This is a genomic window from Mesorhizobium sp. WSM3866, assembly GCF_002294795.1.
Taxonomy (GTDB): Bacteria; Pseudomonadota; Alphaproteobacteria; order Rhizobiales; family Rhizobiaceae; genus Mesorhizobium.
This window is the reverse complement of the sequence record NZ_NSGC01000007.1, coordinates 201,671-228,277: the sequence shown is the minus strand read 5'-3', so window position 1 is coordinate 228,277 and position 26,607 is coordinate 201,671. Positions and strand designations below refer to the sequence as shown.

The window sequence follows — 26,607 nt, the reverse complement described above, 5'->3', positions numbered from 1 at the left end:
CCTGGAATTCAATCGCCGCAGCGCCGCTCGCCACAGCCTGCCGCGCCGGCGTCACGAGCGGTCCATCTTGATTCCGCCACCGGCTTTCACCATTTCAGAGGCGAATGGCCGAGACTTATTTCCGGCCTGTTGCGAGGGCATGACACATGAACACGCGCGTGCTGGACGGCGAGATTATCACCACAAGGCTCGAGGATACACGCGCCTACCGCGGCGTGCGCACCAGGCGCATCTTCGCCTTCATCCTCGACTATTTCTTCGTGGCGCTGCTCACCATCCCCTTCGCCATATTGGTCGCCCTACTCGGGCTTTTGACCTTCGGCCTGGGCTGGGCGCTGTTCTCCGTCCTGCTTCCGGCGGTTGCCATCCTCTACATCTGGAACACGCTGGGCAGCCGCGACCAGGCCACAACCGGCATGAAGATCATGGGCATCCGGCTTGAGAGGCTCGACGGCACGCGCATCGACGGCCTGACCGCCGTCGTGCATTCGGTGCTGTTCTGGGCCGGCAACGTCATCCTGACGCCGCTGGTGCTGCTGGTCACGCTGTTTTCCGATCGCAAGCGGACGCTGCACGACCTGCTTCTCGGCACCGTCGTCACCCGCACCGATAGCTGACGCTATGTGCGGCCGCCGTCGCCGCGCCGGTTGTGCTAGATATGAACAGCTTGGGCCGGCCGCGACAGCACAATCCTGTTGAATTTTTCGCCGGCCGGGCCAAAGGTAGGGCGATTCGCAGGAGCGTGTCCAAGAATCCATGACGCAGCATCCGACCCAGTCGCCGCAGTTCTTCCTGACCGCGCCGTCCCCGTGCCCCTATCTGGAGGGCCAGTTCGAGCGGAAGGTGTTCACGCACCTTGTCGGCGACAAGGCGCCCGAGATGAACGATCTGCTCACGCAAGGCGGCTTCCGGCGTTCCCAGAACATCGCCTACCGGCCGGCCTGCGAATCCTGCCGCGCCTGCGTGTCGGTGCGCATCCTGGCGCAGGAGTTCATCGCCAGCCGCAACATGCGCCGCGTCACTCAGCGCAATGCCGACCTCATCGGCGCCATGCACGACGCGCAGCCTTCCACCGAGCAATATTCGCTATTTCGCGCCTATCTCGACGCGCGCCATCGCCGCGGCGGGATGTCCGACATGACAGTGCTCGACTATGCGATGATGGTCGAGGACACGCATGTCGACACCAAGATCATCGAATACCGGCGCCGCGGCCCCGACACCTTCATCACCGGCAAGGGCCAGGGTGAATTGATTGCCGTAGCGCTGACCGACAAGATGGCCGACGGCTTGTCGATGGTCTATTCCTACTTCAATCCCGATTTCGAGGACCGCTCGCTCGGCACCTTCATGATCCTCGATCACATCGCCCGCGCCAAGGCGATGGGACTGCCCCACGTCTATCTCGGCTACTGGGTCAACGGCTCGCGCAAGATGAGCTATAAGATGCGGTTCATGCCGCAGGAGCATCTCGGTCCGAAAGGCTGGGAACGCTACGACCACGAAGCGGTCAGTCGCTGACCTTTTTTCCAAAGCCCGTTCTTAAACTGTTTCAAGGGGCAGGAAGCTGGTGTTTCCGCCACTCGCTGGAAGCGTGCGCCATCGAGCCAGCCGCCGCCTGCAAATCATTGCGAGACCAATCATGTCTTCCCACCACGACCATCAGAAAGGCCTGCTGATCACCGCCATCGGCGGCCTGGTGCTCACCTTCGACATTCCCCTGATCCGGCTCGCGGATGGCAGCCCGTGGACCATCATGGCGCTGCGGACCGGGACAACGCTTGTCGCCACCCTGTTGATTTGGGTCGTCTGGCGCGCGGTGCGCGGCAAAGTGCCGAAGCTCATCCCCGGCTGGTCGGGCCTGGCGGCGGCGATCTGCTACGGCCTGACTTCGATCACCTTCGTCACCGCCGTCTATCATACCTCGACCGCCGACCTCGTCTTCATCCTGGCCTTCAACACCGTCTTCGCGGCGCTGCTCTCCTGGCTGTTCCTCAGAGAACGACCGCGGCTGAGCACCGTGATCGCAATGCTGGCGATGATCGTCGGCGTGCTGATCATCGTCGGCGGTTCGGTCGGCACCGGAAAACTGTTCGGCGATTTCATGGCGCTCTGCTCGGCTTTCTTCGTCGCACTCGCCATCACCATCTCGCGCGCCAGCGGCAAGGACATGGGCTTCACCGCGCTGGTCGGCGTCGTCTTTCCGCTAGCGCTCGCCGCATTCATGGTCTCGGGTGAAGGACTGCACGTCAACGCGCCGTGGTGGATCATCTTCAACGGCGCGGTGATCATGCCGATCTCGTTCTTCTGTCTCGCCGCCGGCCCGAAATATATTTCAGGGCCGGAGGTGGCGATGTTTTACGTTCTGGAGACGGTGCTCGCGCCTGTCTGGGTCTGGCTGGTCTTTGCCGAGGCTCCGACACGAAACAGCCTGATCGGCGGCGCGATCCTGATCGTGGCGCTGGTAGCCCACTCGCTCTGGCAATTGCACGAAGGCCGCAGGCGCCGGGCGGCGCTCGCCGTCGCCTACCCGGCCTGAATTTTCCTGGTCTCAGGCGCCGTCTCGATCCGTGGCGGCCCGTTCCCTTCTTCAGCGGCAGGTGGAAGCCCATCCATCAGCTCGACCTCGCGCAGCCATTCGCGCCAGATGGCGACGAGCAGCGCCATCAGTACAGGGCCTATGAAGAGGCCGAGGAAGCCCATCGTCTTGACGCCGCCGATCAGGCCGAAAAAGGTCGGCAGGAAAGGCAGCTTGATCGGCCCGCCGACCAGCTTCGGGCGCAGCGTCTTGTCGACGATGAAAAGCTCGACCGCGCCCCAGACGAACAGCGCAAGGCCCGCAAACAACTTGCCGCTGGCGGCGAGGTAGATCGACACCAGCGTGAAGGAGAGCGGCGCGCCGCCCGGGATCAGCGCCATGATGCCGGTAAGCGCCCCGAGCGTGACCGGCGACGGCACGCCGGCCAGCCAATAGGCGACGCCCAGCACCACGCCCTCGCCGATGGCGATGACGGTCATGCCGGTGACGGTCGATGAAATGGTAGCCGGCACGACGCGCGAGATGCGCTCCCAGCGCGTCGGCAGGATGCGCTCGCCGAGGCGATCAACCTGCGCCGCGAAGCCCTCGCCGTCGCGATAGGCAAAGAACAGCGCGATCAGCATGAAAAGCAGCGTGAGCAGCAGCCCGAAGGCGCTGCCGCCGGCGGCCAGCGCGCCGCGATAGATGGTGCCGATGTTGGAGCCGCTGACCATCTGGATCAATTCGCCGATGCCGCCGGGATGGCCGAGATTGGCCGTCCACTGCTGGTTCAGCCATTCGCCGACGACCGGCATGGTGGCGATCCATTGGGGCGTGGCAGAGCCGTGGCGGTTGGTCTCGATCGCCCAGACCACCCACTCGCGAAGCTCGTTGATGGCGTAAGTGCCGGCGAGCGCTATCGGCACCACCAGGAAGGTCAGAATGAACAGGATCGCGAGGGTCGCGGCGATCGTGCGGTTGCCGCCGACCCCGGCGAGCAGCCGGCGGTAGAGCGGCCAGCTGGCGAAGGCGATGACGAGCGCCGCCAGCACCGGGAACAGGAAGCCGTGGAAGAAATAGACGCCGGCGGCGACGATCAGCACCAGGAGCCAGCGCGCCGCCGACAGCGGCGGGATGACGGCAGCCCTCAGCGGCGCCGACAGACCGAACAGGCGCTGCCCTGGTTTCTGGATCTCAGCCCTCTTCAACGCGGCGGTTCTCCCCTGCCAGCTCGATGGTTGCTTATGCACCATCATAGTGCAGCAATCGTGACGATAGTCCAAATGTTTGCGCCTAGCCTCCTCCCCGTGAGGGAGAAGGTGGATCGGCACGTAGCGCCGAGACGGATAAAGGATGTTCCAGCGGAGCGAGACCTCTGCGTTCCTTGGAACACGCTCATCCGTCGCCTTCGGCGACACCTTCTCCCACACGGGGAGAAGAGGGAGCCCCGCTACCCGAACTTGCCCGTCCTCGGGAAACCCTTCGGCACCATGCGACCGGCGGCTGCACGGGCGCCGATCCACTCGGCCAATTCCTCGCGCGACTTGGTGAAGGTGCGGTCGGCCGAATCCTGCCAGGTCAGCCCCGCTGCAATCGTGAAGGTCTTAAGGTCCAGCACGCCGCCGTCCTTGTATTTCTGCAGGCGCACACCCTTGCCGCGCGCCATTTCCGGGATTTCAGACAGCGGGAAGATCAGCATCTTGCGATTCTCGCCGACGATGGCGAGATGGTCGCCGGCAACCGGAATGCAGCGTTTGGCCTCGTCCGGCGCCTTGACGTTCATCACCTGCTTGCCCTTGCGGGTGTTGGCGATCACCTCTTCCTCGGAGACGACGAAGCCGTTGGCGTCGTATGAGACCAGAAGCAGCCTGCGCTTCGGGTCGTGGACAAAGGCGGTGACGATGTCCTGGTCGTTTTCCATGTCGACGATGATGCGGATCGGCTCGCCATGGCCGCGCCCGCCCGGCAGCCGGTCGGCGCCGATGGTGTAGAACTTGCCGCCGGTGGTGAAGACCAGGATCTTGTCGGTCGTCTGCGCGTGGAAGGCGAGCTTCAGGCTGTCGCCTTCCTTGAAGGCAAGCTGCGAATAGTCGGTCAGGTGACCCTTCATCGCGCGGAGCCAGCCCTTTTCCGAAACCACGACGGTGACAGGCTCGCGCTCGATCATGGCGTGCGCGATATCGGTGAGGTCATGCTCGGGCGCGTCGGCGAACTGGGTGCGGCGTTTGCCGAGCTTGGTCTCCGGACCGAACTTCTTACGAACCTCAGCGACTTCCCACTTGATCGTCGCCCATTGCTTGGCGTGGGAGGCAAGCAATGCCTCGATCTGCTTCTTCTCCTCGGTAAGGCCGTCGAACTCCTTGCGGATTTCGATCTCTTCCAGCTTGCGCAGGGCGCGCAGCCGCATGTTCAGGATGGCTTCGGCCTGATTGTCGGTGAGCGACCAGCGGGCCATCATCACCTGCTTGGACTCGTCCTCCTCGCGGATGATCCTGATCACCTCGTCGATGTTCAAATAGGCGATCAGATAGCCGGCCAGGATTTCCAGCCGCTTCTCGATCTCGCCCAGCCGATATCTCGAGCGGCGGATCAGCACGTCGCGGCGGTGATCGAGCCATTCCTTCAGCACGCCCTTCAGCGACAGGACGTTCGGCACCTTGCCGCGCGACAGCACGTTCATGTTGAGCGGGAAGCGGCTTTCGAGCTCGGTCAGCTTGAACAGCGATTCCATCAGGATGCCTGGATCGACGCTGCGGCTCTTCGGCACGAGCACGATACGGATATCCTCGGCGCTTTCGTCGCGGACGTCCTCGAGCAGCGGCAGCTTGCGCGCCATCAGCAGCTCGGCGATCTTCTCGATCAGCCTGGCCTTCTGGACGCCATAGGGGATTTCCGTGACGACAATGCTCCAGGTGCCCCTGCCCTGGTCCTCCTGGCTCCATCTGGAGCGCACGCGGAAACCGCCGCGGCCGCTCTCATAGGCTTCGAGGATCGAGGCGCGGCTGTCGACGATGATGCCGCCGGTCGGGAAATCCGGCCCTTGGACGAAATCCATCAGCTTCGCCACCGGCGCGTCCGGATGCTCGATCAGATGAAGTGCCGCGTCGCAAAGCTCGGCGGCGTTGTGCGGCGGGATCGAGGTCGCCATGCCGACCGCAATGCCGGACGAGCCGTTGGCGAGCAGGTTCGGGAAGGCGCCGGGTAGAACGGAGGGTTCCTCGTCCTCCTCATTATAGGTCGGCCGGAAGTCGACGGCGTCCTCGGTGATGCCGGCAAGCAGCTCAGTCGCCACCTCCGTCATGCGCGCTTCGGTGTAGCGCATGGCGGCGGCGTTATCGCCGTCGATATTGCCGAAATTGCCCTGCCCGTCGACCAGCGGGTAGCGCATCGAGAATCCCTGCGCGAGCCGCACCAGCGCGTCGTAGATCGACTGGTCGCCATGCGGATGGAACTTACCCATCACCTCGCCGACGATGCGGGCGCATTTGGCGAAGCCCTGATCCGGGTTGAGCCGCAAGAGCCGCATGGCATGCATGATGCGGCGATGGACCGGCTTCAGTCCGTCCCGCACATCCGGCAGCGCCCGGTGCATGATGGTCGACAGCGCATAGGCAAGATAGCGCTTCTCGAGCGCTTCCTTCAGATCGACCGGTTCGATGTTGTCGCCGCCGCCATTGTCTTCAGGCGGCAAATGCCTTTTGCCCATGGATTTGGACTAGCCGAGCGGGTGATTCGCGGCAAGCGCCGGGTTGGCAGTCGGCGGATTCGTCGCAAATGGCGACGTGAAGGATTTCACGGAAGCGGCAAGTTGAACATTCCAGTTTGCCCATTCTGCAACCGGCCCCGGCAGCAAGCGGGCTAACCGGCCAACATCAATCTGTTACATGCGCCCTCTATCTGGGCAGGCAACGCGCCGGCGCAGGAGAGCCGCGGTCTTCATGACAAATTCACCGCATCATGCAAAGCGTGCCGGCCGGGTTTGCTTTTCATCGCCGTTTTCGACAAATGTGCCGGGAAACGCCTTGTTCCCGACCCGTTCGTCGCGGAATGGTGATGGAGTAGAATTCAAAAACACTTTTCAGGACAGGGAACTCGCCATGAAAATTCAACGCTCAATGCTCAAGAAACTGGCTTTTTCAACCATTCTGCTGGCCCTGCCGCTCAACACCGCCTTCGCCGCCGATCCGGCGGTGGCCGACCGCGTCAAGGCGGCCCTTGCCGCCCAGGGCGTCGACATTTCCTGGACCGGCGTCTCCGGCGACAATTCGAACGCGGTGCTGCAGGGCGTGTCCATCAAGCCGGCAGCCGAGAAGGAAGCCCTGCCGATCGGCGACGTGAAGCTGGAGGGCATCACCGAGGCCAATGGCGGCTTCGAGATCGCGACCGTCTCGAGCTCGGCATTCGAGCGCAGCCAGGACGGCGTGACGCTCAACCTCAGCCCCGTTGTCATTCACGGCATGAAGGTGCCGGCCGAAGGCAGCACCGACCCGCTCGGCTCGCTGATGATGTACAAGTCGGCCGAGCTCTCCAACATGACCGTCAAGGTCGGCGACAAGACGGCCTTCTCGATGGACGGGCTGGCCGTCCAGATCACCCCGCCGGCCGACGGCAAGGCGATGGACTTCACCGCCAACACGGAAAAGTTCAACGCCGACCTGACACTGGTCGAGGACCCGAAGTCGAAGGAGGCGATTCAAGCGCTCGGCTACCAGAATATCTCCGGTACGGTCTCGATGGCCGGCACCTGGCAGCCCAGCGACGGCAAGATGGAGCTCTCGAAATACGACATCTCGGTCGAGAATGCCGGCACGCTCGGCATGACCTTCAATCTCGGCGGCTACACCCTCGACTTCATCAAGTCGATGCAGGAGATGCAAAAGAAGTTCGCTGCACAGCCCGAGGGTGCCGACAATTCCGCGCAGGGCATGGCCATGCTCGGCCTCTTGCAGCAGCTTTCCTTCAACGGCGCCTCGGTGCGCTTCGACGACGATTCGCTGACCGGCAAGGTGCTCGACTATGTCGGCAAGCAGCAGGGCATGTCCGGCAAGGACGTCGCCAATCAAGCCAAGGCGATCGTGCCGTTCGGCATGGCGCAGCTCAACAATCCCGAACTGACGGCCGAGGTGTCGGCCGCGGTCAACAAGTTCCTCGACGACCCCAAGAGCCTCGAGATCTCGGCCGAGCCGCCGGCGTCGGTGCCGTTCGCGCTGATCATGGCCGGCGCCATGTCCAACCCGCTCGACCTGCCGAAGACGCTGGGCGTGAAGGTCAAGGCGAACGAGGACTGATCGGGGGCGCCTCGCACCTGCCAGCATTATCCAACGGCGGTTCGGATGATCCGGATCGCCGTTTTCCTACGATCAGGGCCTGACCTCCTCGACGAAGGCGTTTGTCGCTCTTTACAGGAGTATGTCGGACCACCCCGCCCTGCCGTGACCCTCCTCGGGGTCTCGGGCCTGGCATTCCCGCAGCAATTGGTTGAAATCCGGGCGGTTGCCCACACGCTCTGACCCAATCCTTGAGAAAATGGCTCTGGAGCGAAGGCCAGCCGCCAATCACTCCCGGAGCTACCATCGATTCAGGATGAGTCCCCGCGTCTCAGTCCTTCTTCGCGACGGCGACGCGCAGCGACAGCTCCCGAAGCTGCTGCGGGGTGGCCTCCGAAGGCGCGTTCATCAGCAGGTCATAGGCCTGCTGGTTCATCGGGAACATGGTGACCTCGCGCAGGTTCTTGGCGCCGACCAAAAGCATGACGATGCGGTCGATGCCGGCCGCCATGCCGCCATGCGGCGGCGCGCCATACTGGAAGGCGCGGTAGAGGCCGCCGAAGCGCTCCTCGACCGTCTGGCGATCGAGGCCGACCATCTCGAAGGCCTTGACCATGGTCTCCGGCAGGTGGTTGCGGATGCCGCCGGATGCGATCTCGAAACCGTTGCAGACCATGTCGTATTGGAACGCCTTGATGCCCAGCGGCTCCTGGCCGCCGAGCGCGTCGATGCCGCCCTGCGGCATGGAGAACGGATTGTGGGCGAAGTCGATCTTCTTCTCATCCTCGTTCCATTCGAAGAACGGAAAGTCGACGATCCAGCAGAGTTCGAAGCGATCGCGGTCGACGAGGTTCAATTCCTCGCCGGCGCGGGTGCGCGCGGCGCCCGCGAAGGAAACGAACTTCTTCGGGTCACCGGCGACGAAGAAGGCGGCATCGCCATCGGCAAGGCCAAGCTGCTGGCGCACCGCCTCGGTGCGTTCCTCACCGATGTTCTTGGCGATCGGTCCGGCGCCTTCGAGCTTGTCGCCCTCCTTGCGCCAGAAGATGTATCCGAGGCCTGGCTGGCCCTCGCCCTGCGCCCAGGAGTTCATGCGATCGCAGAAGGCGCGGCTGCCGCCGGTCTTGGCGGGGATAGCCCAGACTTCGGCCTTCGGATCGTTGGCCAGGATGTTGGCGAAGACCTTGAAGCCGGAATCGCGGAAATGATCCGAGACCGCCTGCATCTCGATCGGGTTGCGCAGGTCCGGCTTGTCGGTGCCGTAGGTCCGCATCGCCTCGTCGAAGGGAATGCGACGGAATTGCTGAGTCACCGGCTTGCCGGCGGCAAAGGTCTCGAAGACGCCGCGAAGCACCGGCTCCATGGTGGAGAGCACGTCATCCTGCTCGACGAAGCTCATCTCGAGGTCGAGCTGGTAGAACTCGCCGGGCAGGCGGTCGGCGCGCGGATCCTCGTCACGGAAGCAGGGCGCGATCTGGAAGTAGCGGTCGAAGCCGGAGACCATGATCAGCTGCTTGTACTGCTGCGGCGCCTGCGGCAGGGCATAGAAGGTGCCGGGATGGATGCGCGACGGCACCAGGAAGTCGCGCGCGCCTTCGGGCGACGACGCGGTCAGGATCGGCGTCGAGAATTCGGTGAAACCGACCTCGCCCATGCGCTTGCGCATCTCGGCGATGATCTTGGTGCGCGCAACGATGTTCCTGTGCAGCGTCTCGCGGCGCAGGTCGAGGAAGCGGTATTTCAGGCGGATGTCCTCGGGGTATTCAGGCTCGCCGAACACCGGCAGCGGCAGCTCCTTGGCCGCCGACAGCACTTCGATCTCGCGCGCGAAAATCTCGATCTCGCCAGTCGGCAAATTGGCGTTGACGGTCTCCGGCAGGCGCGCTTTGACCTCGCCGTCGATGCGGATCACCCATTCGCCGCGCACCGTCTCGGCGACCTTGAAGGCCGGCGAGTCCGGATCGGCGACGATCTGGGTCAGGCCGTAATGGTCGCGCAGGTCGATGAACAGCAGCCCGCCATGGTCGCGCACGCGATGCACCCAGCCGGACAGGCGGACCGAATTGCCGACGTCGGTCTTTCTCAATTGGGCACAGGTGTGGCTGCGGTAACGATGCATTGTCATTGGTGGAGTCCGGAATTGCGGGCGAAAGCCCGGCTCGAAAATTGGCGCGAAAAGCGCATGAGAGGCCGGCTTTGTCAAGGCAAGCGGTCACACGCAGGCGCGGTGCCCCAGGTCAGGCAAAGTGGATTTCGGCACCCAGGCGCTCGAAATCGGCAAGGATGGGTGAAGGCGCCGTCTTGTCCACCACCAGATGGCTTATCGCGTCGGGCGCGGCGACGCGATAAGGCGCTGCGGTGGCGAGCTTGTCGTTGGTGACGGCGATCACGATGCCGGCGCTATTCCTGGCCATAGCGCGCTTGACCTCCGCTTCCGCCGAATCGAAGGCGGTGACGCCACGCGAGGGCATCGAGGCCGCAGGAGCCAAGGAAGAACAGATCGGCGCCAAGCTGCGCCACGGCGGCCAGCGTATCGCCGCCGACACAGGTGCCGAGGTCGCGGACATACCTGCCGCCCAGCACAAACAGCTCGACCAGGGGCAGATCGGCGAGTGCCGATGCGACGCCCGGCGAATTGGTAGCGACCGTCAGCTCTGGAGCGCGGGCTTCTTCGGCGCCGGGCTGTTCGGCGGCGCCATGGCGCATCTCGGCCTGTCGCCGCAGCTGCATCTGGCGCTGGTGGTGCCGATGGTGACCATTGCAACGGCCCTGTTTCTCGGCGGCTTCGAGCCGGCGCCCGCCCGCTTCGCCAGCTCCGGCGACAAGGCGCCGATGTTCGCGCGGCCGACATTGCCGATCCTGGTCCTGGTCGCCGTGACGCTTTCGGCGATGCTCCTCGAAGGCGCCAGCATCGACTGGTCGGCGATCTACATGCGCACCGTCTTCGACTCCGGCCCCTTCGTCGCCGGGCTTGACCGTGGCGCTGTTTGCCTTCTCGCAGGCAACCACACGCCTTTTCGCCGACTCCTTCGTCGACCGCCACTCGCCAAGCGGGGTCGCGCGCGTGCTCTTGGCAGCGATGGCGGCCGGCGTGCTCATCGTCTTCTTCTCGCCGCTGCCGGCCGTTTCGATGTTTGGCTTTGCCCTGTTGGGCATCGGCAGCAGCGCCCTCTTCCCGCTGGCGATCTCCGCCGCCGCGCAACGGACGGATCGCCCGGCGGCGATCAACGTCGCGGCGCTCTCGCAGATTTCCTTCATCGCTTTCCTGCTCGGCCCGCCGCTGCTCGGCTTCGTATCGGACCATTGGGGCATCCGCTCCGCCTATGGCATCGGCATCCCCTTCATCGCGCTCAGCCTGCTGACGGTAGGTTCACTTGGCCGGAGGCCGGCCGTGGAGAACATCCATGCGTTTCCGGGCAAGACACCTGCTACGGTCGAGCTGGAGATAGAAATATGGGCCGGCAAGGCTTAGGACACCCCTACCCCAATTGGCAGCCCATCTCCTCGGCCGGGTGCAAGGATGTGAAGTTGCATTTGCCGCTGGCGTTGACAGGATCTATGGTCCAAGAAGAGGTCACAGATCCGTGATTGCCTCTCTTTAATGTCGTCCATCCGTCCGCTTATTCCGCTCCTGATTGCCGCAGGCATCCTGCTTGGCGGCAATGGGCTGCAGGGAACGCTGATTGCCTTGCGCGGGGCGCAGGAAGGCTTTTCCGCTTCCGATATCGGCCTGATGGGCACGTTCTATTTCGCCGGTTTCCTGCTCGGCTGCCTGGCCGTCACGCGTATCCTGAAGGCGGTCGGCCACGTCCGGACTTTTGCCGCGCTGGCCGCGATCGCCTCGGTCGGCACGCTGCTTCTGGTGCTCGTCATCGACCCCGTCATGTGGTGCGCGGTGCGCTTTGCCGGCGGCTTCTGCTTTGCCGGCCTGTTCACCGTCATGGAAGCCTGGCTGAATTCCGGCGTCGGCAACAAGGACCGCGCGCGGGTGCTCGCCATATATCGCATGGTCGACATCGGCTCGGTTACCGGCGCGCAATTCCTGATTCCGATCTTCGGCGCCGGCGGTTTCGCCATCTTCGCCGTCATGTCGATGATGATCACCTTTTCGCTGGTGCCGGTCTCGCTCGGGGACCGCTCGAACCCGGCGCCTCCGGAAGACGTCAAGCTCGACCTGCCGCGCGTCTGGCGGATCTCGCCACTCGGCTCGATCGGCTGCATCGCCGTCGGCCTCACAAACAGCGCCTTTCGCACGCTGTCGCCGGTCTATGCCGAGGAGATCGGCATGTCGGTTGCCGATGTCGTGACCTTCGTCAGCGTCGGCATTTTTGGAGGCGCCCTCATCCAATATCCGCTTGGCTATCTCTCCGACCGCCGAGACCGCCGCTCGGTGCTGCTGGCGACGACGTGCTGCGCCATGCTTGCCGGGCTGGCGCTGGCCTTCGTGGCGCGCGCCGACCCGTTCCTCAACTTCATCATCGTTTTCATCTTCGGCAGCTTCGCCATGCCGCTCTATTCACTATCGGCCGCGCATGCCAACGACCGGGCCGGCAAAGGCGAATTCGTGCTGATCAACGCGGCGCTGATGCTGTTCTACTCCTTCGGCGCGATCGGCGGTCCGATTGCGGCCTCGGCGGTGATGCAACATTTCGGGCCGAGCGCGCTGTTCGTTTTCAACGCCGTCGTCTATGCCGTTCTCATCATTGTGATCCTCTACCGCATGCAGGTGCGGTCGAGTGTGCCGGCCGGCAGCCGCAGCCGCTTCACCGCGCTTTTGCGCACGTCGACGCTATTCGCGCGGCTGGCGCGGCGGGGTGGCGATTCAGACAAGCAGGATTAGGCGTTTCAGCGTTTCGCGGGCACGCCGAACCGCTCTATCTCTTTGATTTTATGCAATTACGGACGGAAAACTGTTCGTCACTTTTCCTGGAATTGCTCTAACTGCGGCTTGACGAAAGCGCTTGCGGCTGAAATTGAAGAGGCCTGATATGATGCCAAAAGCGAATTGATGCACGTCATCACCACCCAGAAAGAACTCGAGAGCGTCATCGCGGCGTTCGAAAAGTCCGAATTCGTAACCGTCGACACCGAATTCATCCGCGAAACGACCTTCTGGCCGATCCTCTGCCTCATCCAGATGGCCGCGCCAGGCGTGACGGCGCTGATCGATCCGCTTTCGCCCGACATCGACCTCAAACCCTTCTTCCGGCTGATGGCCAACGAAGCGGTGGTCAAGGTTTTTCACGCCGCACGCCAGGACATCGAAATCATCGTTCATCTGGGCGACCTGGTGCCGCATCCGGTGTTCGACACGCAGGTGGCGGCCATGGTCTGCGGCTTCGGCGACAGCGTCTCCTACGATCAGCTGGTGCAGCGCATCACCGGCGCGCGGCTCGACAAATCCTCGCGCTTCACCGACTGGCGGCACCGGCCGCTCTCCGACAAGCAACTCGAATACGCGCTCGCCGACGTCACCCACCTGATCAAGGTATATGAGCATCTCAGCGCCGAGCTGAAGCGCGAGGACCGCGCCCACTGGCTCAACGAGGAGATGGACGTCCTCACCTCGCGCCAGACCTACGATCCGCATCCGGAGGATGCCTGGAAGCGGCTGAAGATGCGGCTGCGCAAGCCGCAGGAGCTGGCGATCGTGCAGGCGGTGGCGGCATGGCGCGAACGCGAGGCGCGCGAGCGCGACGTGCCGCGCGGCCGCGTGCTCAAGGACGATGCGATCTACGAAATCGCGCAACAGGCGCCGCGCGACGCGACTGCATTGGGGCGGCTGCGGACGACGCCGAAGGGCTGGGAGCGTTCGGCGACGGCAACCGCGCTGCTCAGCGCCGTCAACACCGCCCTTTCCCTTCCGAAGGAAGCGATGCCCAAGCTGCCGAAGACGTTCCAGCCGCCGGAGGGCTCGAGCGCTGCGGCGGAACTGCTCAAGGTGCTGCTCAGGATCGTCGCCGAGAAGGAAGGCGTCGCCTCCAAGGTGCTCGCCTCGAGCGACGACATCGACCGCATCGCCGCCGAGGGTGATGCCGCCGACGTGCCGGCGCTGCAAGGCTGGCGGCGTGCCGTGTTCGGCGAGCAGGCGCTTAGACTGGTGCGCGGCGAGATCGGCATCAAGTTCGACAAGCGCAGGATAGCGGTGTTCGACCTTTAAACCGCGTCGCGCTGAAACGGATTCCGGCAACGTGCTTCAAATACTTGAGTTGATGGCGTGTCGTTGTCCCAGAACCGCGCACGCTTCTGGGCGACAAGCATCAATCTACACCGCCCCAAGCAGGTGCAGCGCGAACCAGATCCAGGCGACGAGAAGGATGCCCGCGCCGAGGAAGAAGGCGCGGCTGCGGTGCAGCAGGTAGTTTCTGGTGAGATGCACCCAGGCGTGCACATAGCGCGTGACGACGAAGAGCCACATCAGCGTCAGCGTCAGGTAATTCACGCCATTGGTAACGAACAGCGCCAAGCATAGCACGTGAAAGAGGACCGGCAGCTCGAACTGGTTGATGAGGTTGTTGGCGACGGTAACGCTTGAGGCCGGCTCGGTCGAGCGGACCTTGTACTGGCTGATCTTGGCCTCGCCGGACTTCACGGCAAGATAACGCCGCTTCAGCATTACCAGATAGACGATGTAGACCAGCAGCACCTGCGCCAGCATCGGCCAGAAGATGGCGGTCTGGTTCATCTTGTCCCTACCGTTTAACGCCGCCGCTGCCCGGCAAGCGCCAGGACCGCAACGACCGCGAAGGGGATCGCCAGAAGCGTGAACTTTGTCACGGTCAGCGACGAGGCGAAGGCCAGCGAGTCGGGATTGGCCGACTGGAAATCCGACAAAAGCCGCGCCACGGCGAAGTTCTGCGCGTAGTCGGCGATCGTATAGGGCAACACCAGGACCAGTGCCGACAGCGCCTTCAATTGCGCGGGCATGGAGCGGAAAGTGCTCAGCCGCCTGCCGAAGGCCAGGATCAGGCTGAGCAAGGTGAGCGACAGCAGCGCCGGGAAGAGCAGATCAAACGTCAGATAATGCCAAACGATGATGATCTCGCTGCCGCGCCGGCCGAGCGCCGTCAGCCATGCCATGCCCTCATCCGGCGTGAAGCCGGTAACACGCATGTCGAGCGAAGGAAGCCCGCCGCTCAGGTGGCGGAAATAAAAGAACTCGAGCGCCGTCATGGCGATGAAGATCGCCGCGGACCCAATCGAGAGCGCCGCCGCGTGACGCGACAGGAGCAACACCGTGACGATCAGGTTGCGCCATAGTCCCAAGCGATCCGGCCGCTCGTCTGCCTGATCAAAGTCCGCCCGGATAGTTCGGGCTTTCGCGGGTGATCGTGACGTCATGGGCGTGGCTTTCACGAAGTCCGGCGTTTGATATGCGCACAAAGGTGGCGCGTTCGCGGAACTCGGCAAGATCGCGCCCACCGACATAACCCATAGCGGCTTTCAGGCCGCCCGCAAGCTGGTGCAGCACGCCAGCCACAGGTCCTTTGTAGGGAACCTGTCCTTCGATGCCCTCCGGAACCAGTTTCAAGGTGTCGCGCACCTCGGCCTGGAAGTAGCGATCGGCCGAGCCACGCGCCATGGCGCCGACCGAACCCATGCCGCGATAAGCCTTGAAGGAGCGGCCCTGGTGCAGATAGACCTCGCCCGGGCTCTCGTCGGTGCCGGCAAGCAGCGAGCCGATCATGGCGGCACTTGCGCCGGCGGCGAGCGCCTTGGCGAGATCGCCCGAATATTTGATGCCGCCATCGGCGATGACGCTCACGCCCGACTTCTCAGCCGTCTCCACCGCCGACATGATCGCCGAGAGCTGCGGCACGCCGACGCCGGCGACGATGCGGGTGGTGCAGATCGAGCCCGGACCGATACCGACCTTGACGGCGTCGGCGCCGGCATCGATCAGCGCCTGCGTGCCCTCGGCGGTGGCCACGTTGCCGGCCAGGATGCGCACCGAATTGGAGAGCTTCTTCGCACGCGTCACCGCGTCCAGCACGCGCTGCGAATGGCCGTGCGCGGTGTCGATGACCAGAAGGTCGACGCCGGCATCGATCAGGCGCTCGGCGCGCTCGAAGCCGTCGTCGCCGACGCTGGTGGCGGCCGCTGCGCGCAGCCGCCCCTGAGCGTCCTTGGTGGCGTGCGGGTTGAGCTGCGACTTCTCGATATCCTTGACGGTGATCAGGCCGACGCAATTGCCCTTGCGGTCGACCACCACCAGCTTCTCGATGCGATGCTTGTGCAACAGGCGCTTGGCCTCGTCCTGGTCGACATTCTCTTTCACCGTGATCAGGTTCTCACGCGTCATCAATTCGTAGACCTTCTGCGACGGATCGGAGGCGAAGCGCACGTCGCGGTTGGTGAGGATCCCGACCAGCCGGCCGACCGTATGACCGCCGGTGCCGCCGTTCTCGACCACCGGAATGCCGGAAATGCCATGAGCGCGCATCAGTGCCAGGGCGTCGGCGAGCGTGGCGTCGGGGCCGATGGTAACGGGATTGACCACCATGCCGGATTCGAACTTCTTCACCTGCCTGACCTGCTCGGCCTGCTCGGCCGGCGAGAAATTGCGGTGGATGACGCCGATGCCGCCGGCTTGCGCCATGGCGATCGCCAGCCTCGCTTCGGTGACCGTGTCCATGGCGGCCGAGAGGATCGGCACGTTGAGGTCGATGTCGGTGGCGATGCGGGTGCGGATATCGGTCTCGCCGGGCATGACCTCGGAATGGCCGGGCTGCAACAGCACGTCGTCGAAGGTCAGCGCCAATGCGCCGGTGGACGTCTCGATGATTTTTGCCATGGCCAGTCCTTTTTGAATGCGGAAAAGGCGCTGGGCCGAAATGGCCAGCGCCGACTCTCATCTTCCCTTTCAGGATTGGCGCTGGCTGGTAACACGTCCCGCAGGCGATGAAAAGCCGATCGTTGCGAGACGCTTCAGGTTCCTATTCCGCACCTAGGAGAGCATCCAGCAGAGCGTGCCGCGGCGATGCAAAAGGATTGACGACGGTTACACCGCCCCAGGTAAAGCCATCCTGCAGATCTTCCGACAGGAGTAGCCGGCAAACCGTTTGCGAAGCAGTCGAAAGAATGACAGCATCCCAGATGCCGAAACGATGGTCTGCCGCAAGATCGACAGCCTTCATCATCACTTCCGGCGTCGTTCCGGCAACCGCGAAGGCGTCGCTCCAGCTAAGCAGCTTATCCCGAGCTTCCTGGGAATGTCTTCCGGCCTTGCGGACGAGAACATTGAACAGTTCGCCCAGCACCTGGACCGGAATGACTGCGGCCTCTCGTGGAACGTTGCGTAGCAGCTCGATAACGACGTCGCGCTTCTCCGCGTTGTTAACGCCCTCAGCATAGGCCAGGACGTTGGGGTCGATGGCGACCTTCACCGATCATCCTCATAAAGTTCATCGCGGGTCCAGTGTCCGGCATTGAGGATCGGCTGCCGTTCGAGGCGCGACAGCAATGCTGCGTGCGAGCGGGAGGCCACGCCCTCGTGCTTCTGCGCAGGCACGATCCGCGCCACCGGCCGCCCATGGGTGGTCACGACGTAGCTGTGGCCCTCGCGTACATCACGCAGGATGTGGGAGAACCTGCGATTGGCATCGGCTGCCGAAACGGTTTCGTCCATGGCTGCATAACCTGTAGTTATTTTCACTACAATAACCCAGAGGCTCTGTTTATCAAGCGGCGCGCGCGATGATTCCCAGCGAGGGTTGCGGTCGCACAAAAGTGACAGCAAATTAATGCGACATCCGGGCCAATTGGTGGTACCGCCCCGGCGTGCCGGCTCGCCCCAAAGCCAGGCCCGGAATCGCGAAGTCAAATCAGGGCGTCCCCTTGAACCGCATCATCCCGCTCATCCTGGCGGTCGCACTTTTCATGGAGAACATGGATTCGACCGTGATCGCGACCTCGCTGCCGGCAATCGCCATCGACATCCACACCAGCCCGATCGCGCTGAAGCTGGCGCTGACGGCCTATCTCGTGTCGCTGGCAATCTTCATTCCGATTAGCGGCTGGATGGCGGACCGGTTCGGGGCCAAGAACGTGTTTCGCGCCGCGATCGCCGTCTTCATTGCCGGCTCGGTCGCCTGCGCCTTCTCCAATTCGCTGCCGGCCTTCGTGGTGTCGCGTTTCCTGCAAGGCATGGGCGGCGCCATGATGACGCCGGTCGGGCGCCTGGTGCTGGTGCGCGCGACGCCAAAGAGCGAGCTCGTCGCGGCGATGTCATGGCTGACGGTGCCGGCGCTGGTCGGGCCGTTGGTCGGCCCGCCGATCGGCGGCTTCATCACCACCTATTTCACTTGGCACTGGATCTTTTTGATCAACGTGCCGATCGGGCTTTTGGGCATCTGGCTTGCCACCCGCTATTTGCCGGAAACCGACCCCGCCAAAACGCCGCCGCTCGACTTCCCGGGCTTCGTGCTCAGCGGCCTCGCGGCGTCCGGCATCGTCTTCGGCCTCTCGGTGGTCAGCCTCCCCGCTTTGCCGCCGATCGCCGGCTTCATTACCGTTGCCGTCGGCCTGGTTTCGGGCGTGCTTTATCTGCTGCATGCTCGGCGCGCCAGGAACCCGCTGTTGGCGCTGGAGCTCTTCAGAAACCAGGTGTTCCGCTCCTCCGTGCTCGGCGGCTCGCTGTTCCGCATCGGCATCGGCGCGGTGCCTTTCCTGCTGCCGCTGATGTTCCAGATCGGCTTCGGGCTGACGCCGTTCCAGTCCGGTATGATCACCTTCGTCTCCGCGGTCGGCGCCATCGGCATGAAGTTCGTCACCGCGCTGCTCTTCAGGCTCGCCGGGTTCCGGCGGGTGCTGATCTGGGGATCGCTGATCGCCGCCGGCTCGATTGCCATCTACGGCCTTTTCACCCCCGCAACCCCCTATGCGCTGATGCTCGCGATCCTTTTGGTCGGCGGCTTCATCCGCTCGATGTTCTTCACCGGCGTCAACGCGCTGTCCTACGCCGAAGTATCGACCGCCGACACCAGCAAGGCGACGCCGATCGTTGCCGTGTTCCAGCAGTTGTCGATCGCGCTCGGCGTGGCGCTGGCCGGCGGCATCCTCGAAGTGTCGACTTCGATCCATGGCGGCCCGCTGACGCTTGGCGATTTCCACATCGCCTTCTTCATCGTCGCGGCGGTTTCGGCGGCGGCATCGCTGACCTTCATGCGGCTGGCGCCGGACGCCGGCAATGCGGTGTCGGGACATGGCAAATTGTCGACGCCGAAGACGCTGGAGGCGGTGGGGACCGCGGGGAAATGAGCGCCACCTTTCCCTTCTCTCCTGACAAGGGGAGAAGGTTAGGCGCTACCCCTTGAACTCCTTCGCCAGCAGATAAAGCTCCACCGACTCGTCGCGCGAGGCCGGCGGCTTCACATGATGAACCGAGCGAAAATTCTGCTTGAGCCGCGAGAGCAGCTCGTTCTCGGCCCCGCCCTGAAAGGTCTTGGCGAGGAAATGGCCGCCGGGCTTCAAAACCTGCAGCGCGAAATCCGCCGCCACTTCGCACAAATGCATGGTGCGCAGATGATCGGTCCGGCGGTGCCCGGTGGTGGGGGCCGCCATGTCCGACAGCACGACATCGGGCTGACCGCCGAGCGCCTCTGACAGCTTTTGCGGCGCGTCGTGATCGAGGAAATCCAACTGCAGGATGACAGCGCCCGGCACCGCGTCCATCTCAAGATAGTCGATGCCGACGACATGCGGGTTTTCCGCGCTCGATTTGGTGCGGGCCGCCGCCACCTGGCACCAGCCGCCGGGCGCGGCGCCGAGGTCGATCACCTTCATGCCGGGTTTCAAAAGATGATGCTTGTCGTCGATCTCGGTGAGCTTGTAGGCGGCGCGCGAACGGTAACCATCGGCCTTGGAGCGCTGCACATAGGGGTCGTTCATGTGCCGCTCGAGCCAACGGCGCGAGGATTCCTTCAGGCCGCTCTTCTTCTTGATCCGGGTCTTCAGCACGCGCATGCCCGCCGAGCCCGGCTTCTCTGGCTTCCTGCTCATTGTCGGCCGCGCCCGTCATGACGCCAGACGCCGTCATCGGCCATCAGTTCGCTCAATATGCCTTCGCGCAAGCCGCGGTCGGCGACCCGCAGCCGCTCCGACGGCCACACGCCGCGGATCGCTTCCAGGATGGCGCAGCCGGCAAGCACCAGGTCGGCGCGGTCGGCGCCGATGCAGGGATTGGCGACGCGCTGCTGGAAATCCCAGCCGATCAGTTTTTCCACCATGCGGTCGACGCTCTGACGGTCCATCCACAGCCCGTCGACGCGGCGGCGATCGTAGCGCTCCAGGTCGAGATGGACGCCGGCCAGCGTCGTCACCGTGCCGGAGGTGCCGAGCAGATGGAAATTCGGACTGGCGAGCACATGCGCGAGCCGGTTGCGCCCGTCGAAGGCCTTGAGCCGCACCGCAACGTCATCGACCATGGCGGCGAAGGTCTCGCGCGTCACCGTGCGGCCGCCGAAACGTTCGGCGAGCGAGACGACACCCACCGGCAGCGACGTCCAGGAGACGATGTGGTTGGCAAGCTGCGGCGAGCGCTGGCCGCGCGTGAGGTCGATCAATGCGATCTCGGACGAGCCGCCGCCGATGTCGAACAGCACCACGCCGCGCGTTTCGCGCTCGACCAGCGAGCCGCAGCCGGAGACGGCCAGCCGGGCCTCGGTCTGGCGATCGATGATCTCCAGCTTCAGACCGGCCTCGCGCTCGACCCGTTCGAGGAACTCGACGCCGTTTTCGGCCGAGCGGCAGGCCTCGGTGGCGATCAGCCTCGCCTTCCTGATCTTGCGGTTGCGCAGCTTGTCTCCGCAGACCTTCAACGCCTCGACGGCACGGTCCATGGCCGCCTGGCCGAGCCGGCCGCTGGCCGAAAGCCCCTCGCCCAGCCTGACAATGCGCGAGAACGCATCGATGACGCGGAAGTGGCCGTGGCGGGCGGGCACCGCGACCAGCAGCCGGCAATTGTTGGTGCCGAGATCGAGCGCTGCGAATACCGGCAGTTCCTGATGCGGCGGGCGCGCGCCATTCGGAAGCGACGGTCGCGGCTGGGGGACGATCGGCGCGGGTTCAGGCGCGAGGCTGGCGGGAGCGGCGACGGGCCCCGGCGAGGGTATTCCGCCGTTCTCATCGCGTGCGAAAACCTTGCGGCCGCGCCTGCGCTTGCGGCGCTTGCGCGTTTTGCCTTTCGGGTTCTCGCTGCCTTGATTGTCGGCATGTCTTGCGTGCGCGCCCGCATGGCGGCTGAAACGCCCCGCGGGCGGGCCCGCCGGTACCGCCGGCGATGCCCCGGACACGCCCACTGCCGACGCGCCCGCGCCGGTATCGTGGTCTTCCACTTCAATTCCTTTCGGCGCCGCGCGAACCAGCAAGGACGCAGCAGGCACCTCGATTTGTTTCAAGTTGAGAACAGACTAGCAGCGCGCTTTGCAATCACCAAGAGCGCATGCCCCGATTTTTGGCGCCGTCACGCAGGGGCCACCTCATGCCGGTTGAATAGCCGGCTTCAATCAGGCATGTCTCAATGAGACTTGGAACGGGTTTGGGCAACATCATAGCAATGAGCTTAATCGCATGACGACGACGCCATGAACTGGACGCGCTATTTCTGGCCGGTCATCGGCATAGCGGCCGTGGTGTTCTCGCTCTGGCTGCTCATCCATGAGTTGCGCGGCATCTCACTCGACGATGTCTGGGCCGGTATCGTCGCCATCCCCCCGCGCGCCTGGGTGCTGGCGGCGCTGAGTTCCGTCGTCGCCTATGCCTCCCTCGCCGGCTACGACCACATTGCGCTGCTCCATATCGGCAAGAAAGTCTCGTGGCTGTTCGTCACGCTCTGCTCCTTCACCACCTATGCGCTGTCGCACAATATCGGCGGCTCGGTGCTGTCTGGCGCGGTGATCCGCTACCGCGCCTATGGGACCCGGGGGCTGACCGGCCAGGATGTCGGCGTGCTGGTGGCGATCTGCTGGATCACCTTCGTGCTCTCCAGCCTGCTTGTCGGGGGCCTCGTGCTGGTGCTGGAGCCGCAGATCGTCGACCGTTTCACCACGACCCCGCACCACGAGCTGGCAACAGCCGCCGGCCTCGCCATGCTGATCCTGGTTGCGGTCTATGTGTTCTGCAGCTGGCTGCATCTGAGGCCGCTCAAGGTCGGCAGCTTCCAGCTGCATTACCCGGCACTGCCGATCGTGGCGCGGCAATTGCTAATCGGCCCGGTCGAGCTGCTCGCGGCGGCGGCCATCATCTACTTTGCGTTGCCGGCGGCCGGCAATCCCGGCTATTTCGTCGTGCTGGGCGTCTTCATGATATCCTTTTCGGTCGGCTTGCTGTCGCATGCGCCGGGCGCCCTCGGCGTTTTCGAGGTCGTCTTCCTGGCCGGACTGTCGCATATGGATCCGGTCGGCGTGCTCGCCGCACTCCTGGTGTTCCGCCTGTTCTACCTGATCATCCCGCTGCTGATCGGGCTCGGCGTGGTGCTGTTCTTCGAGCATTCGCAATACAGCCGCGGCGAAGGCTGAGCGTCCCCATGCGGGCCGCGATCGAATCAGAAAAAAGGCTGCGGTTGAACTGCGGCGCGGGGTTGACTATTTTCGGATGGCGGCTACAAGGCAGCGCTCGCGGCGCTTGAGCCGCCCGCTTCGCGCGATACCGACCGCGCCTGCTGGGGAATAGGTTAACGGTAGACCAGCGGACTCTGACTCCGTTAGTCCTGGTTCGAATCCAGGTTCCCCAGCCAACGAAATATCCAAGCAGAACAATGCCTTAGATGAAAACATGGTCTCCGGACCGTGGTTACATCACATTTGCAACACGCTCTCACCTAAGCCCTTGTTTTCCGTGCATTGCAAAACATTCCCGCTCACACGGAATGGCGGTGATGTTCTCGGCACGTTCTTGAATTAGCAGGCACTAACGGGTCTGTGAATCCTGTCACAGACGCTCCTGGCGCATCGGCCTAGCTTGTGCAGCGGTGAAGGGAGTGCCCTGATGCTTGTGAACCTTCCTATGCTTATGAACCTTCCTCTAGTCGTAGCTGGTCCCGTTGTCGATTGGTTTGGTCGCCGAGCCGATCAGAGGGCGCTATTGAAGGCAACTGACGATCTGAGCGACTCACCGGACGACATGCTCAGCGACATGGGGATTTCCCGCGACGACATCGAGACCGCGCGCTGGCGGTCCAGCCGGAGAGTGAGCTGACAGAAAGCCCGGAAGCCGGATGCTAGCCCTGCTCTGGTGCACATCGCCATCGCTCCCATGCGAAGCGCCCGCTGCGTTGCCGCAGCGAGCGCTCCAGTGGTCCCCGCATCCCTCGCAGCCAAGACGGTACGCCTCGGTAAGAGGGATCATAAGCGCGCCCTAGTTGAAGCGCTGCATATTCAGATTGCGTGACATTTCTGCCACTAGAGACAGGAAGGCCGGAGCCGGCATTCAACCGTAATGGAACTTCGGCTTTGGCTCGGTGCCCTTGAATTCAGCGCCTACGCGATCACTCTTGCGCCATCGAACAACAGTCCTGTAGGCGATCCCATCAACTGGTACGCAAAGCAGGCATTTATGGTCTGGCCCGAGCCGTTTCACCAGTGCGGCAACGTCCAATACCGCCGACCGCCGGCAAGTGAGGCAATAGACAGAAAGACCCGTCCCGGCCTCCAGCTTTTGCCGAGTGTGTCTTCCGTGAAGGGAAATTTCATTGTCATGGCGATCCTCGCAAATTGGGGTCGCCGCACCGGTGAGGATTATTCCTGATCGCCAGGGCGATTGCCAAAGAGGTTACGCGATCACACCATGTCCTTTTGAGGTAGAAATTAGCTATCTTGCATATGCGGCGGACCACTAGTCGCTAGGCCGGCGCCGGGCTCTCAGGCAATTCTCCCCCACGAGAAAAGGCGCCGGTCACCTTAGCCCGCCGCTGGGTGTGGGGGCACACCGAGCGCAGGGCCACGAGCGGGCCGATGATCAGGATCAGCAGCGCCAACACGATGAAGGTGTAGGGCCGGCTGAGGGCAATGCGGACGAGTGCAATCATGAAACAATGCCTGAGGCGAACCAATGACGCGTGTAGGTCGCCTCAACCCTTCAGGTTTTCTTACTCACACCATTCGGCAACCGAACGGCTGCCTAGGCCGGCTCAGCGTAGATGCCACAAGGCGGAAGGGCCTTGAGCTTGGTTGCGTCGTATGTGTCGTCAAACGCAACGTAGAAGGTTCCAGACAGGATCGTCGCGAAGCGGGAATCGAGGTGCGACACGGCATGCAATCCAGGCTTCGTCGCATTCACATGGAGCACCGTAGCGTTCTGGCCGTTGACCCGGGACATGCCGGTCGTCTCGGACGTGCTCGTGGTGATGGAGGGTTCCCGGGGCCTCGCAACAGCGAGTGGCATTTGAGCGTCCGCTGCCTGGACTGCATTCATTCCCGCTGGCGACAGCAAGGCCGCGGCGAACATCAGGTACCGGAAAGCCGACTTCATCGATCGCTCCTTGGTCGAAAGGCAACTCTTAGGGGAGCCGACCAACTCCCTATTCAACTTCCCTGGGCAAGCAGTGCCTTCTGCCTCCAGCCCGCAATCGAGGTCCGCTGCAGCGTGGGCCCGATCGCGCGTTCCCGACAGGCATCGATGTCTGCTCCATCGGTCGTCAGGCACGCAGCCCTGCTTCGCTGGTGGCGTTGAGAGCAGAGGCGTTCTGAACGACCCATCGCCCAAAAAGGTTGTACGCGTCCAATTTGGAAAACGCAGAAACACTCATCACCACGGTGAATAATGTGCGGCTTCAGGCTCAACCGGCTGGTCGGTCTTCCAAGCCAATATGCTGCAGAGGAACGCCACTCGCGTGCGCAGGGCGGCGAGCGGCCGATGGATCAGCAGCAGGAAAGGCTCTCTTCCGCTGCCGTCTTTCCCCCAGAGGATGAGCGGACGACTCCTAGCCGTTCAAGGCGGGCAACGGCTGCGAAATGGTGAGACTTGCGGAATATACCGGCCTGCCGGCTTCGTCATGAACGGCAACGGTCACAGTCTCATCCAAGTCGCTTGAGGCGATTTCGTCTGCAGCGATATCGTGAAGCGCCTTCAGCGCTTCTCGTCGCAGGTCGGTGAGGTTGCCGAGGTCGACCCAAGCATCGCCGAGGCTTTGCCCATTTCGGAAGACTTCGAACAGATAGTTCGGCATGCATTATTGTGGGCCGCACGAGATGCACCCGCATTCAAATTTGAGAGATGGGAAGCATCCACCCTCCGAGTGTGAAAATAGCCTTCCCTGGGGTGCGTTCAGGCGGGAAAACCGGCCTTTCTGAAGCCTGATGTGAAAAGCCCGAGGGCGACATGGTCGGCGAACGGGAGATTTGAAATCAGCCGGAGAGTCAGGTCGTGTTTCCTGGTCAGTGCCTCCTCGACTTCAGCGCGGGCCTTCTCCGTCTCGCCCAAATGTGCGTAAGACGCTGCGAGGAAAGCATGGACGAAGAATTGGTCGCCAGCCTTCTGATACGAAGCGACGGCTTCGGAGTACCTTCCAAGCAGGAACAGGGAGCTACCCTTCACCTCCCAGAACCACATCGGTGGTACCGGGTCGCGCAGGAGCGCTGTTTCGAGCACGTCGAGCGCCGTCTCGGCCCGTCCGCCGTAGTTGAGCCAGCTTGCGTAATCCCCCGCTATGTTCACGTCCAGCGGGTTCAACGAGCGCGCTCGCTCGAAATGCACTCCCGCATCGCTGTGTTGGCGCATGTGGGTAAGCACCAGCCCCATGCTCTGATGACAGACGCCATCGCTCCTGTCGAGAGCGAGCGCCGTTCGAGCGGCGTCCCAGGCCTTCTGTAGCGTCCGCAGATCGTTGTCGTACCAAAATCTGCCGACGAGGGCCTGCGCCAGGAAGGCGTGACCTTGAGCGAATGCCGAATCGAGCTTGATACACTGCGCGAAGAGGGGCTCGGCCTTGTCCAGTTCATATCGGTAGAAGTGCGCGCGCCCCTTCAGGTAGTAGTCGTATGCGTCCCAATCGGTCGGACGCTTGCGTCTGCTGCGGCTCGCAGAATCGGCCTCGGCTTGGCCTTCGACCATCGAGGCGATAAGAGCCGCAACCTCGTCTTGCAATGCGAAGATGTCGTTGAGGGCCCGGTCGTACCGTTGGGCCCAAAGGTGGGTGCCGGTGGCGGCATCAATCAATTGTGTGGTGATCCGAATGCGATCACCGAGCTTTCGTATGCTGCCTGCGACGAGGTAGCGAACTCCGAGCTTGCGGTGGGCTTCGGCAGTGTCCAGTGCGGGGTGACGGAACTGAAACGATGAATTGCGTGCGATGACGAGCAGGGAGCGGAACCTGGCCAGCTCGGTAATTATGTCCTCGGTTATGCCGTCGCTGAGATACTGCTGGTCCGGATCGCCGCCCGAGTTGACAAAGGGCAGCACCGCGATCGACGGCTTGCCGGGCGGTGGGATCGCTCCGTAGGACGCGCTCGCCACCGGCTCGACAGTCCCCGTGAAGCGGTACCCGAGGCGAGGCACTGTGGCGATCCACTCACCGCCGTTATCGGCCGGACCGAGTGCCTTTCTCAGCGTCGCGATTTGGACGGTAAGGTTGCCTTCCTCAACGGCGGTGCCCGGCCAGGCAGCGTCCATCAGCTCGGCCTTCGTCAGGATCTCACCGGGCCGTGCGGTAAGCGCAGCAAGCAGCGTCAGCCCACGATGCCCAACAGTGATCGGGATCTGGTCTTTAAGAAGCGTCCCCATGTCGGGATCGAGCACGAACGGACCGAAGGCGATGCGACACCGCTGCATTTGGGCATATTAGACGTTTGGAAGTTGTCGGAACAGGCACCCCCTAAATTCCCGGGC

Annotated in this window: 25 protein-coding genes, 1 tRNA gene and 1 pseudogene; 10 read left to right on the top strand and 17 right to left on the bottom strand. The window is 63.4% G+C overall.

Going from position 1 to position 26,607, the window contains the following annotated elements:
• Window positions 1-146 precede the first annotated feature (146 nt).
• The 3 genes from CK222_RS17910 to CK222_RS17900 all read left to right on the top strand — a co-directional run bounded on the left by CK222_RS17910 (window position 147) and on the right by CK222_RS17900 (window position 2,539).
• Complete coding sequence (locus tag CK222_RS17910; protein ID WP_067329997.1) at window positions 147-617, top strand: RDD family protein; 471 nt, start codon at window positions 147-149, stop codon at window positions 615-617.
• Between the two features lie 139 nt (window positions 618-756).
• A complete protein-coding gene (locus tag CK222_RS17905; RefSeq protein ID WP_095801259.1) occupies window positions 757-1,521 on the top strand; it encodes an arginyltransferase in 765 nt (254 codons plus the stop codon).
• 121 nt (window positions 1,522-1,642) lie between these two features.
• Window positions 1,643-2,539, top strand: a complete 897-nt coding sequence (locus tag CK222_RS17900) for a DMT family transporter (RefSeq protein WP_095801258.1) — start codon at window positions 1,643-1,645, stop codon at window positions 2,537-2,539.
• Here CK222_RS17900 and CK222_RS17895 read toward each other — a convergent pair.
• Window positions 2,527-3,726 (bottom strand): AI-2E family transporter, encoded by a 1,200-nt coding sequence (locus CK222_RS17895; RefSeq protein WP_095801257.1) that lies wholly within the window; start codon window positions 3,724-3,726, stop codon window positions 2,527-2,529. The two genes, CK222_RS17900 and CK222_RS17895, sit on opposite strands and share 13 nt — an antisense overlap.
• A gap of 242 nt (window positions 3,727-3,968) precedes the next feature.
• The gene (gene parC, locus CK222_RS17890; RefSeq protein WP_095801256.1) at window positions 3,969-6,224 is read right to left on the bottom strand and encodes a DNA topoisomerase IV subunit A; all 2,256 of its coding nucleotides are present in this window, start codon (window positions 6,222-6,224) and stop codon (window positions 3,969-3,971) included.
• 391 nt (window positions 6,225-6,615) lie between these two features.
• Here parC and CK222_RS17885 point away from each other — a divergent pair, with 391 nt between their 5' ends.
• Window positions 6,616-7,806, top strand: a complete 1,191-nt coding sequence (locus tag CK222_RS17885) for a hypothetical protein (protein ID WP_067329980.1) — start codon at window positions 6,616-6,618, stop codon at window positions 7,804-7,806.
• A gap of 310 nt (window positions 7,807-8,116) precedes the next feature.
• Here CK222_RS17885 and aspS read toward each other — a convergent pair whose 3' ends face one another.
• The 3 genes from aspS to CK222_RS32925 all read right to left on the bottom strand — a co-directional run bounded on the left by aspS (window position 8,117) and on the right by CK222_RS32925 (window position 10,884).
• Window positions 8,117-9,904 carry an aspartate--tRNA ligase gene (gene aspS / locus CK222_RS17875; protein WP_067329976.1) on the bottom strand — a complete coding sequence of 596 codons (1,788 nt, stop codon included), beginning with the start codon at window positions 9,902-9,904 and terminating at the stop codon, window positions 8,117-8,119.
• Window positions 9,905-10,022: 118 nt separating this feature from the next.
• Window positions 10,023-10,199, bottom strand: a complete 177-nt coding sequence (locus CK222_RS32930; protein WP_245307716.1) for a hypothetical protein — start codon at window positions 10,197-10,199, stop codon at window positions 10,023-10,025.
• A complete protein-coding gene (locus tag CK222_RS32925; protein WP_245307713.1) occupies window positions 10,186-10,884 on the bottom strand; it encodes a hypothetical protein in 699 nt (232 codons plus the stop codon). The genes CK222_RS32930 and CK222_RS32925 overlap by 14 nt, the downstream gene beginning before the upstream one ends.
• On the opposite strand from CK222_RS32925, the gene CK222_RS32920 reads away from it, so the two are divergent.
• The 3 genes from CK222_RS32920 (at window position 10,769) to rnd (ending at window position 13,945) form a co-directional block, all read left to right on the top strand.
• On the top strand, window positions 10,769-11,257 hold the full coding sequence (locus tag CK222_RS32920; protein WP_245307725.1) for an MFS transporter: 489 nt from the start codon (window positions 10,769-10,771) through the stop codon (window positions 11,255-11,257). The genes CK222_RS32925 and CK222_RS32920 overlap by 116 nt on opposite strands.
• A 129-nt stretch (window positions 11,258-11,386) precedes the next feature.
• Window positions 11,387-12,625, top strand: a complete 1,239-nt coding sequence (locus CK222_RS17860) for an MFS transporter (protein ID WP_095801255.1) — start codon at window positions 11,387-11,389, stop codon at window positions 12,623-12,625.
• 168 nt (window positions 12,626-12,793) lie between these two features.
• The gene (gene rnd, locus CK222_RS17855) at window positions 12,794-13,945 is read left to right on the top strand and encodes a ribonuclease D (RefSeq protein ID WP_067329970.1); all 1,152 of its coding nucleotides are present in this window, start codon (window positions 12,794-12,796) and stop codon (window positions 13,943-13,945) included.
• A 105-nt stretch (window positions 13,946-14,050) separates the two neighbouring features.
• On the opposite strand, the gene CK222_RS17850 is transcribed toward rnd, so the two are convergent.
• From CK222_RS17850 to CK222_RS17830, 5 genes are all read right to left on the bottom strand, one after another.
• Window positions 14,051-14,470, bottom strand: a complete 420-nt coding sequence (locus CK222_RS17850; protein WP_067000646.1) for an MAPEG family protein — start codon at window positions 14,468-14,470, stop codon at window positions 14,051-14,053.
• 14 nt (window positions 14,471-14,484) lie between these two features.
• Window positions 14,485-15,033, bottom strand: a complete 549-nt coding sequence (locus CK222_RS17845; RefSeq protein WP_245433083.1) for a hypothetical protein — start codon at window positions 15,031-15,033, stop codon at window positions 14,485-14,487.
• 43 nt (window positions 15,034-15,076) lie between these two features.
• Window positions 15,077-16,579, bottom strand: a complete 1,503-nt coding sequence (gene guaB / locus CK222_RS17840; RefSeq protein ID WP_067000642.1) for an IMP dehydrogenase — start codon at window positions 16,577-16,579, stop codon at window positions 15,077-15,079.
• A gap of 142 nt (window positions 16,580-16,721) precedes the next feature.
• On the bottom strand, window positions 16,722-17,171 hold the full coding sequence (locus tag CK222_RS17835) for a PIN domain-containing protein (protein WP_095801254.1): 450 nt from the start codon (window positions 17,169-17,171) through the stop codon (window positions 16,722-16,724).
• Window positions 17,168-17,413, bottom strand: coding sequence for a type II toxin-antitoxin system prevent-host-death family antitoxin (locus CK222_RS17830; protein ID WP_095783229.1), 246 nt, complete (start codon window positions 17,411-17,413; stop codon window positions 17,168-17,170). Before CK222_RS17830 ends, CK222_RS17835 begins: the two co-directional genes overlap by 4 nt.
• A 209-nt stretch (window positions 17,414-17,622) precedes the next feature.
• On the opposite strand from CK222_RS17830, the gene CK222_RS17825 reads away from it, so the two are divergent.
• A complete protein-coding gene (locus CK222_RS17825) occupies window positions 17,623-19,044 on the top strand; it encodes an MFS transporter (protein WP_095801253.1) in 1,422 nt (473 codons plus the stop codon).
• A 45-nt stretch (window positions 19,045-19,089) separates the two neighbouring features.
• On the opposite strand, the gene CK222_RS17820 is transcribed toward CK222_RS17825, so the two are convergent.
• Both CK222_RS17820 and CK222_RS17815 read right to left on the bottom strand, forming a co-directional pair.
• Window positions 19,090-19,785, bottom strand: a complete 696-nt coding sequence (locus CK222_RS17820; RefSeq protein ID WP_095801252.1) for an RlmE family RNA methyltransferase — start codon at window positions 19,783-19,785, stop codon at window positions 19,090-19,092.
• On the bottom strand, window positions 19,782-21,119 hold the full coding sequence (locus tag CK222_RS17815) for a Ppx/GppA phosphatase family protein (protein ID WP_095801354.1): 1,338 nt from the start codon (window positions 21,117-21,119) through the stop codon (window positions 19,782-19,784). The genes CK222_RS17820 and CK222_RS17815 overlap by 4 nt, the downstream gene beginning before the upstream one ends.
• 249 nt (window positions 21,120-21,368) lie before the next feature.
• Between CK222_RS17815 and CK222_RS17810 the strand changes: the two genes are divergently transcribed.
• Together CK222_RS17810 and CK222_RS17805 are read left to right on the top strand one after the other, a co-directional pair.
• Window positions 21,369-22,301: a YbhN family protein gene (locus tag CK222_RS17810; protein WP_067000626.1), complete on the top strand. Its 933-nt coding sequence runs from the start codon at window positions 21,369-21,371 to the stop codon at window positions 22,299-22,301.
• Between the two features lie 144 nt (window positions 22,302-22,445).
• A tRNA-Gln gene (locus tag CK222_RS17805) sits at window positions 22,446-22,519 on the top strand.
• A gap of 692 nt (window positions 22,520-23,211) precedes the next feature.
• Here the strand turns inward: CK222_RS17805 and CK222_RS32915 are convergent.
• The 5 genes and pseudogenes from CK222_RS32915 to CK222_RS17775 form a co-directional block, all read right to left on the bottom strand.
• Window positions 23,212-23,331 (bottom strand): annotated as a pseudogene (locus CK222_RS32915) (PilZ domain-containing protein); the annotation flags it as partial.
• A gap of 292 nt (window positions 23,332-23,623) precedes the next feature.
• Window positions 23,624-23,809, bottom strand: coding sequence for a hypothetical protein (locus tag CK222_RS17790; protein ID WP_095801251.1), 186 nt, complete (start codon window positions 23,807-23,809; stop codon window positions 23,624-23,626).
• 92 nt (window positions 23,810-23,901) lie between these two features.
• The gene (locus CK222_RS17785) at window positions 23,902-24,252 is read right to left on the bottom strand and encodes a hypothetical protein (RefSeq protein ID WP_095801250.1); all 351 of its coding nucleotides are present in this window, start codon (window positions 24,250-24,252) and stop codon (window positions 23,902-23,904) included.
• A 451-nt stretch (window positions 24,253-24,703) separates the two neighbouring features.
• Window positions 24,704-24,949 carry a hypothetical protein gene (locus CK222_RS17780; protein WP_067329942.1) on the bottom strand — a complete coding sequence of 82 codons (246 nt, stop codon included), beginning with the start codon at window positions 24,947-24,949 and terminating at the stop codon, window positions 24,704-24,706.
• A 98-nt stretch (window positions 24,950-25,047) separates the two neighbouring features.
• Window positions 25,048-26,517, bottom strand: a complete 1,470-nt coding sequence (locus CK222_RS17775; RefSeq protein WP_245433075.1) for a winged helix-turn-helix domain-containing tetratricopeptide repeat protein — start codon at window positions 26,515-26,517, stop codon at window positions 25,048-25,050.
• Window positions 26,518-26,607: the final 90 nt, after the last annotated feature.